Below are 8259 nucleotides of genomic sequence, written 5' to 3'. Positions count from 1 at the left end.
CGCTAACAGCACTCAGCACTCAGAACTGTTTTGCCCAATGCCCAATGCCCAATTCCCCATACTTCGACTGCGCTCAGTACAAGTTCCCCATTCCCCATATTCTATTCTGCGGCGGTAGAAGTTAAAGACATTGTTTCCCACAACACCATGTGAGGTGGTGTTAGTACAGGCTGGTGTAGAGCAATCAGCTGGGCTAGGGTATTCTTTAATTGGGTACGGGGTACGATATCATCAACAAAACCATGCAGGAGCAAATCTTCAGCAGTCTGAAAATTTTCGGGGAGTTTTTCTCGTAGGGTTTGCTCAATCACTCGCCGACCGGCAAAACCAATGGTTGCCTTGGGTTCTGCCAAAATAATATCGCCCAACATTGCAAAACTTGCGGTAACGCCGCCTGTTGTGGGATTGGTCAAAACGGGAATATATAATAGTCGCGCGTCTTTATGACGCTGTAGAGCTGCGGAGATTTTCGCCATCTGCATCAAGGAGAGCATTCCTTCTTGCATTCTCGCGCCGCCGGAGGTGCAAACGATCACTACAGGATACCGCCGTTGAGTGGCTTGTTCAATCATCCGGGTGAGTTTTTCTCCTACAACCGAACCCATACTACCACCCATAAAGCGGAAGTCCATAACCCCAAGGGCAATGGGCAAACCATTGATTTGACCTAAACCAGTGTGAACTGCGTCTACTAAGCCAATTTTATCTTGTGTTTCCCGCAGGCGATCGCTGTAGAGTTTGCGATCGCGAAATTCTAGCGGATCGGTTGGACGCAAATGTTCATCTAGAGGTTTCCAGGTATTGTTATCTATCAATTGACGAATGCGCTCATCGCTATCTACACGATTATGATGACCACATTCGATACAAACCATTTGATTGGCTTTCAGGTCTTTTGTGTATGCCAATACGCCACACTTAGAGCATTTGTGCCACAATCCATCAGCAATTTCACGCTCTTGGCGTTCAAGGCTGGTAGATCCTGATTTCCGTCGATTTGCAAACCAATCAAATAGAGACTTTAAACCACGTGATTCTTCGTTGTTAGCCATTTTTTATTTTAAGTGGGTATGAGGTCGAAAACATGTCAAATCGTATTGGGTTGTTCTTAGTCATGAGTGATTTGTCTTTACTTAAGGACCCTTCGGGTTCGCCAGTTACTCATGGGGGAAACCCCCTTGGCGTAGCCTCTCCCTTTGGGAGAAGGCCGTACCGTCTCACTAATTACTACATCGTCAAACTACGCTTTTAAGCAATTCAGACCTTAATTATCATCTTTGGTTGCCAGCTTAACGAAAATACTTATACCAATACAAGTCTCCTGCTCTTTATTTTCAGCAGACTTAATTATATTGACGTACGGAACAAAGCCATGAGAATACCAACCTCCAAATAAGATGCTCTCCCTCTCCCACCCAAATCAATGATTCGTATTGCTAGGTTATGAACGATCGGCATCTGTTGCAATAGTTGTGCTTGCTAACGGTTAATCGTCATCAAGAGGGTAATACAAGTCACAAGCAGAATATTATCAAAATATGAAGGGGCGATGGGGTAATGTTGGTTACAGTCACGAATTATAAATTTTTCTTATGAAAGGGCATTCGATATGGGTTACTCCCCTTATCCCCCTTCTCTCCATACTCGCGACTGCAATTCAAGACGCTGGAAAAAATAACCGCAGATAGGTAGACAAAATTGCTTCGCCGCTAAACAGGGTAATCAGAGATCCTAAAGCGAGAAAAGGGCCAAAAGGCATCTTTTGTCCTAACCTGTGTGTCGATGTGTCTTCATTAGCGGCTTCTCTACCAGACGCTGTGCGTAGCTTGCTTCGACCTAGGAGTATCCGTTTATGCATAATAACACCACTGCCAATTAAGGCCCCCAGCGCACAGGCAATAAAACTAGCTAAGAGCAAATATTTCCAGCCTAACCAGGCTCCCATCATGGCTGCTAACTTAGCATCACCTGCGCCCATTGCAGTTTTCCCAAAGGCAATTGAACCCAATAGGGCGATCGCATCAAATAGCCATAAGCCCAAGACTGCACCTACTATGGCCATCATAAGATGATTTACCAATGCCACAGAACTTCCTTCTGGTAGATAACCAACCACCATTTGGAATAAAATTCCTACCACTAAACCCGACTGAGTAAGTGGATTCGGTAAGGTCATTGTATCTAGGTCAATCAGCGATAGTGCCAATAACCAACTACAAAAAGCCCAATAGCCTATTGTGAAAGTCGAAACTTGAAAGACTAAAAAAACCAGCAAAAAAATTATGCCCGTCACCCCTTCTACCACAGGATAACGGACAGAAATTTTGCTTTTGCAATATCGACATCGCCCTCTTAATGAAATCCAGCCAAATACTGGCACATTGTCGTAAGCTTTTAGCTGATTTAAGCATTTAGGACAACGAGAAGGCGGCCAAAGAATTGACAACCCAGCAGGTAGCCGATAAACAATAACGTTGAGAAAACTCCCAATAGATGCACCCAAAGCAAAGACCATTACACTCGCTGAAATAGCGAACAAAATGTCCATACAGTCATTAGTCCTTTGTCATTAGTTCTGTGTCATTTGTCGTTTATCTTTTGTCTTTTGTCATTATTTCTGTGTCATTTGTCCTTCGTCGAGAACTAATGACTAATGACCACTGACCAATAACTAATAACTAATGACCAATAACCAATGACTAATGACTAATAAATGTGTGATTCAATTTGACTTAAGGGTACAAAACACTCTTGAGGTAAAAGAACTGGTTGGTTAGTAAAAATAACCTTACCTCGATGATTAACACGATTAATTGCTACACCGGAAGGTTGCCCAGCGATTTCGGGATGGACTTCACAGTGAGTATAGTATATCTGCCCAGCGGCTCTGATTACAGCAGGATCAATCAAAGGCGATTGGTTCTTTGGGGCGGTGAAATTTACTGGATTCTGTCGTAATGCGTACACTATCGACTGTTATTTGATTGCTAGATTTCCCTTTAGTCTACCCGAAACTTATAGCAAAGGTTGCCAAATTGCCCAAGTTTCACTTTAAAATTATTTTTGTTCAAGAGCCTTAATGAGTGAGTCTCCCATAGCACGGCAACCCAGGAGGTTTTTTCCTGGAGAAATTATATCCCCAGTGCGATCGCCTTGTTCTAAAACTTGCAATACAGCTTGTTCGATATGATCTGCCGCTTTTGGTTGATCTAAAGCGTAGCGTAGCATCATCGCCGCACTCAAAACCTGTGCTAGAGGATTGGCCTTATCCTGTCCAGCAATATCTGGGGCGGAACCATGAACTGGTTCAAACACACCAGGCCCAGAAGCACCCAAACTCGCTGAGGGTAACATCCCAATACTACCGGTAAGCATGGCAGCAGCATCAGAGAGAATATCGCCAAACAAATTGCCTGTAACTATGGTGTCGAACTGCTTGGGAGCGCGTACTAACTGCATAGCAGCATTATCTACATATAAATGAGAGAGTTCGATATCTGGATATTCTGTACTAAGTTGGGTGATGCGATCGCGCCACAGCTGAGATACTTCTAATACGTTCGCCTTATCCACCGAACAAAGTTTCCCACCGCGTTTTCTAGCCGCATCAAAGGCCACTCGCCCAATGCGCTCAATTTCTGATTCGGTGTAAACCATTGTATTGACACCGCGTTTCTCACCAGTTTCTGTGGCAAAAATCCCTTTAGGTTTACCGAAGTAAATCCCACCAGTGAGTTCGCGCACCACCATAATATCCACGCCTTCCACAACTTCACGTTTCAAAGTCGAGGCATCAATTAGCTGGGGCAAAATTTTCGCTGGGCGCAAATTGGCAAACAATCCTAAACCTGCGCGTAGCCCTAACAAACCTGCTTCTGGGCGTAAATTGGATGGCAGAGAATCCCACTTGTAACCACCAATTGCTGCAAGTAATACAGCATCACTGTTACGACAAGTTTCTAGAGTGGCAGATGGTAGAGGTTCGCCTGTGGCATCAATTGCTGCACCACCGATAAGTGCTTCTTGGAATTCAAACTTCAGATCAAATTGTTTCCCTACGACTTTCAGCACATCTACCGCCACTGCCATAATTTCAGGGCCAATGCCATCGCCGGGGAGTAGAGTAATGCGGTAGTTCTGGGTCATAGCTGATGATTACTAGGTAAATGCTTACAGATTAAATATCATACCGAGCAAGTGTACCAATGGAGCTTTTAATTTATTTGTAAGCCGGGGAAGTAATCTGGCAAATATTTCGATACTCAGCAAGTATGAGAACTTCTCTCAAAAACTCAGCTATAGAATCTAAAAATTAAAAAAAACTATCTATAGGAATTTTTTGTTGAAATTAGTTGTATGTTTTTATGTTAATAAACGCAAACACAAAAAAGGTTTATGAATTTTAATCAAATAGGTCAAGTTGCCCTTCAACTGTTAACTTTGTTTGGACTTAAAGTTTTAGGCGCAATTCTTATATGGCTGATTGCTCAACGCTTGATTGATTTTGCATTGAAGCTAGTACGACGTGCTTTCCGAAGCCAACAAATTGACCCGACACTAATTAACTATATTCTGAATATCATTGGTGTGACGCTGAAAATTGTTCTAATTGTGGCAATTCTCGGCTTCTTTGGGGTTGAAACAACTTCCTTTGCTGCATTGTTAGCAGCAGCTGGCATTGCAATTGGTGCAGCATGGGGAGGACTACTAGCAAACTTTGCAGCAGGCGCATTTTTAATTGTTTTTCGACCCTTCAAAGTTGGTGATTTTATCACAGCTGGAGGTGTCACAGGCACTGTTACAGAACTTGGGCTGTTCACAACTAGTATTAATACACCTGATAATGTATTGACAATTGTTGCCAATAATAAAATCTTTTCTGACAATATCCAGAATTATTCTGCCAATCCTTACCGTCGGGTTGATCTAGTAGCTCAAATCCATCATGATGTGAAACATAATGAAGCGATCGCACTTTTAAAAGCGAAAATTAGCCAAATTCCTAATGTCCTCGAAAATCCAGCGCCGGATGTAGAAATTCAGGATTTTAACTTTGCAGGGCCTGTATTAGCAGTACGTCCTTATTGCAATAATGACCACTACTGGCAGGTTTACTTCGACACGAATAAAGCTATTCGTGAAACCTTTAACGAAGCTGGATATCCAGTTCCCGAATACCGTTATACAGTTAACGGTTCATCTGCTCATGCAATTAATAACGTCATCCCACCACTATCCGAAATAACTTGATAGTAGAGCAAAAAGTCAAGCTTTCATTTGCAAAGTTTCTTAAATAGCAGAATAAGAATTAATAAGTAGGTAGGGCATAAGCTTTACCTACTTTTTTATGTCGCCAATTTTCTGAGAGTCAGTTTCAATTTCCGAAACAAGGCTGACAGAAGTTGTAGAAAGAGGTTACGTTAAGTGTTAATCACAAGCCGCACCCCAGCAGCGATGGTAAAAGAATTAGCAATTTGTACCCGTGGACTAACTAAGCAATTTGACAGGCACGTTGCTGTTAATGATGTGGATTTAGAAATCCAGGCGGGGGAAGTATATGGACTGATTGGGCCCAATGGCGCGGGTAAAACAACTCTCATCCGAATGTTGGCAACTGCTGAAGAACCAACTACGGGTGAGATTTATATTAATGGCGATCGCCTACTCCGTGACAAGAGTAATCCCAAACTGAAGCGTCGTCTAGGCTACTTACCCGATGACTACCCACTATATGAAGATTTGACAGTCTGGGATTACCTAGATTATTTTGCGCGTCTCTATCGTTTACGAGAACCACGTCGCACTCAACGTCTACATGAAGTTTTAGAACTTATTCAACTTGGAAATAAACGCCACAGCCAGATTTCTACTCTGTCACGGGGGATGAAACAGCGCTTAAGTTTAGCGCGAACCATTATCCACGAACCGATTTTACTACTACTAGATGAGCCTGTTTCTGGGCTTGACCCCATCGCCAGGATGCACTTCCGCGAAATCATCAAGGCTTTGCAAGAAGCTGGAATGACTGTAATCATTTCTTCCCACGTTCTCAGTGATTTAGCGGAACTGTGTACATCTGTGGGAATTATGGAACTTGGCTTCTTGGTAGAAAGTACCTCATTACAACAACTTTACCAACGTCTTTCCCATCAGCAAATTGTGATATCCACTCTGGGGAATCTGGAGACACTTTTAAATGAATTGAAACATCATCATTTAGTAGAAGAGTGGGAGGTGATATCAGGAAAAAACAGCGTGCGGGTGAATTTTTCGGGTAAAGAAGAAGATAGTGCCGAGTTGTTGCGCTCGCTAATCAAAGCAAATATTCCTCTGACTGATTTTCACTGCACCCAAGAAGACTTAGAAACTATTTTCTTAAAATTAGGTCACAAACAAGCATCTTAATTTGCCAACAAATATAACTCCCCATTTTTGGAGAATTTTTTCTTATGATGCCCAATTTTATAGACAAAATCGGCGATTGGAATCCGCAACTATTGCGGGAACTCAAAGGAAGGCTGAAATTTTTTAATGTTGCGATCGCAGTTGCAACATCCTTACTACTGCAACTGGTAGTTTTTTTATATCAGTTACGCGAGTTTCCTGACGATCAATACTCGCTAACAAACACATATTGTCGTTTAAGTCAAGTATATAAACGGCAACAAAACCAGACTTACCAGCAATCAGATCAATATCCAATTCCTGACTTAAATGATTTACTCGCAAAGAATATTTGTCCCCAAAATCAAATTGATTGGCAGTTGTGGTGGCGAGATCATTGGGAATATATATTCTTGACTTTGAGTGTAATTTTTGTATTTACACTATTAGTCGCAGGAACTTATTTATTAATCAACGATTTAGCCAAAGAAGAAAGTCGCGGTACATTGAATTTCATCCGTCTTAGCCCCCAATCAGAAACTAGTATATTAACTGGTAAATTGCTAGGAGTTCCGAGTTTAGTTTATCTCGTCATCTTAGTTGCAGTTCCTTTACATCTGTTGGCTGGACGTTCTGCCGAAATTGCCTTTAGTTACATTTTGAGTTACTACGCAATTCTTGTTGCTAGCTGTATTTTCTTCTACAGCGCCGCATTGCTATTTGGTTTAATTAGTCGTTTGTTTAGCGGTTTTCAGCCTTGGTTAGGTAGCGGTGCAGTATTGCTTTTCTTGTTCACAGTAATGGGGTTTGCATCATCGTCTTCTAGCAACATTTTAAATAATTCAACTGCTTGGATAAGGCTTTTCGCTCCTTGGGATACAATAAATTATCTGTTTCCTAACTTGTTACGTGTATACAATGGTTCTCAAATGAAAAACCTAGAGTTTTTCTATTTACCATTAGGGACAAATGTTGTTGTTATTGTTGGTTTTCATCTATTAAATTTGGGATTGTGCAGTTACGGAATCTTACAAGCTCTGAAACGTTCCTTCCGTAATCCTCAAGCCTCAATTATTAACAAGGGACAAAGTTATGTATTAGTAGCTTTTTGCCAAATAATGATGTGGGGCTTTACCTTACAATCTTGGAGCAATAGTTCCAACTTTTATGAACAGGGTGAGTCGAATTTAGTTTTTCTGGCAATATACAACTTGGGGTTACTTTTGAGTTTGATTGCCATTCTTTCCCCTCATCGTCAAGATGTACAAGATTGGGCAAGATACCGACATCAAGAAGTTTCTAGCCGCAAGAGTGTTTGGCGGGATCTAATTTGGTCAGAAAAAAGCCCTGCACTTGTGGCGATCGCTATTAATCTGGCAATTGTTACTATCCCTTTGCTAGTCTGGATTTCAATTACATCTGTTTTCGATACAGACTATACCCAAAATGGGGCGAGTGACAATTTTAACAGCTTAAAAGTACTTTTAGCTGTAGCTTTGTCTATCAGCATAATCATGATTTACGCGACCATTGCCCAATTAATACTTTTGCTGAAAACTCCCAAACGTTCTTTCTGGGCAATAGGTACTATAGGTACGGTAACGTTCTTACCACCGATGATTCTAGAATTTCTTGGCATCTCCTCGTGGAAACATCCTACTGTATGGCTGTTTTCACCCTTTCCATGGTCAGCGATCCAATATTCTGGGGTGACAACAATTTTTATGGCATTCGTGGCTCAGTTGAGTGTTTTAGCATTGTTAAATTTCCAGTTGACAAAGCAGGTAAGATTAGCAGGTGAATCTGCTACGAAAGCATTGTTAGCAGGACGCTAGGTAAGCCTTTATACATGAGAACCCCGATTTCTGTGAGAAG

7 protein-coding genes are annotated in these 8259 nt (G+C 41.7%); 3 read left to right on the top strand and 4 right to left on the bottom strand.

What is annotated here, in order from left to right; translation table 11 throughout:
* Positions 1 to 101: 101 nt before the first annotated feature.
* From accD to leuB, 4 genes are all read right to left on the bottom strand, one after another.
* Positions 102 to 1052 carry an acetyl-CoA carboxylase, carboxyltransferase subunit beta gene (gene accD / locus GNF10_RS16280; RefSeq protein ID WP_185580777.1) on the bottom strand — a complete coding sequence of 317 codons (951 nt, stop codon included), beginning with the start codon at positions 1050 to 1052 and terminating at the stop codon, positions 102 to 104.
* A 605-nt stretch (positions 1053 to 1657) separates the two neighbouring features.
* Positions 1658 to 2548: an A24 family peptidase gene (locus GNF10_RS16275; protein ID WP_185580778.1), complete on the bottom strand. Its 891-nt coding sequence runs from the start codon at positions 2546 to 2548 to the stop codon at positions 1658 to 1660.
* 158 nt (positions 2549 to 2706) lie between these two features.
* Positions 2707 to 2967, bottom strand: coding sequence for a hypothetical protein (locus GNF10_RS16270; RefSeq protein WP_012409327.1), 261 nt, complete (start codon positions 2965 to 2967; stop codon positions 2707 to 2709).
* 90 nt (positions 2968 to 3057) lie between these two features.
* Positions 3058 to 4146, bottom strand: coding sequence for a 3-isopropylmalate dehydrogenase (gene leuB / locus GNF10_RS16265; protein WP_163935472.1), 1089 nt, complete (start codon positions 4144 to 4146; stop codon positions 3058 to 3060).
* Positions 4147 to 4395: 249 nt separating this feature from the next.
* Between leuB and GNF10_RS16260 the strand changes: the two genes are divergently transcribed.
* From GNF10_RS16260 to GNF10_RS16250, 3 genes are all read left to right on the top strand, one after another.
* Entirely contained in the window at positions 4396 to 5250 is an 855-nt protein-coding gene (locus GNF10_RS16260) for a mechanosensitive ion channel family protein (protein WP_185586670.1), read from the top strand.
* Between the two features lie 204 nt (positions 5251 to 5454).
* Positions 5455 to 6405, top strand: coding sequence for an ABC transporter ATP-binding protein (locus GNF10_RS16255; protein ID WP_185586671.1), 951 nt, complete (start codon positions 5455 to 5457; stop codon positions 6403 to 6405).
* A gap of 44 nt (positions 6406 to 6449) precedes the next feature.
* On the top strand, positions 6450 to 8219 hold the full coding sequence (locus tag GNF10_RS16250) for an ABC transporter permease subunit (RefSeq protein ID WP_185586669.1): 1770 nt from the start codon (positions 6450 to 6452) through the stop codon (positions 8217 to 8219).
* Positions 8220 to 8259 lie beyond the last annotated feature (40 nt).

It is taken from the genome of Nostoc sp. UCD121 (assembly GCF_014222285.1).
Classification (GTDB): domain Bacteria; phylum Cyanobacteriota; class Cyanobacteriia; order Cyanobacteriales; family Nostocaceae; genus Nostoc.
The sequence above is the reverse complement of the archived record's forward strand: the minus strand, read 5'-3'. Positions and strand labels throughout refer to the sequence as shown.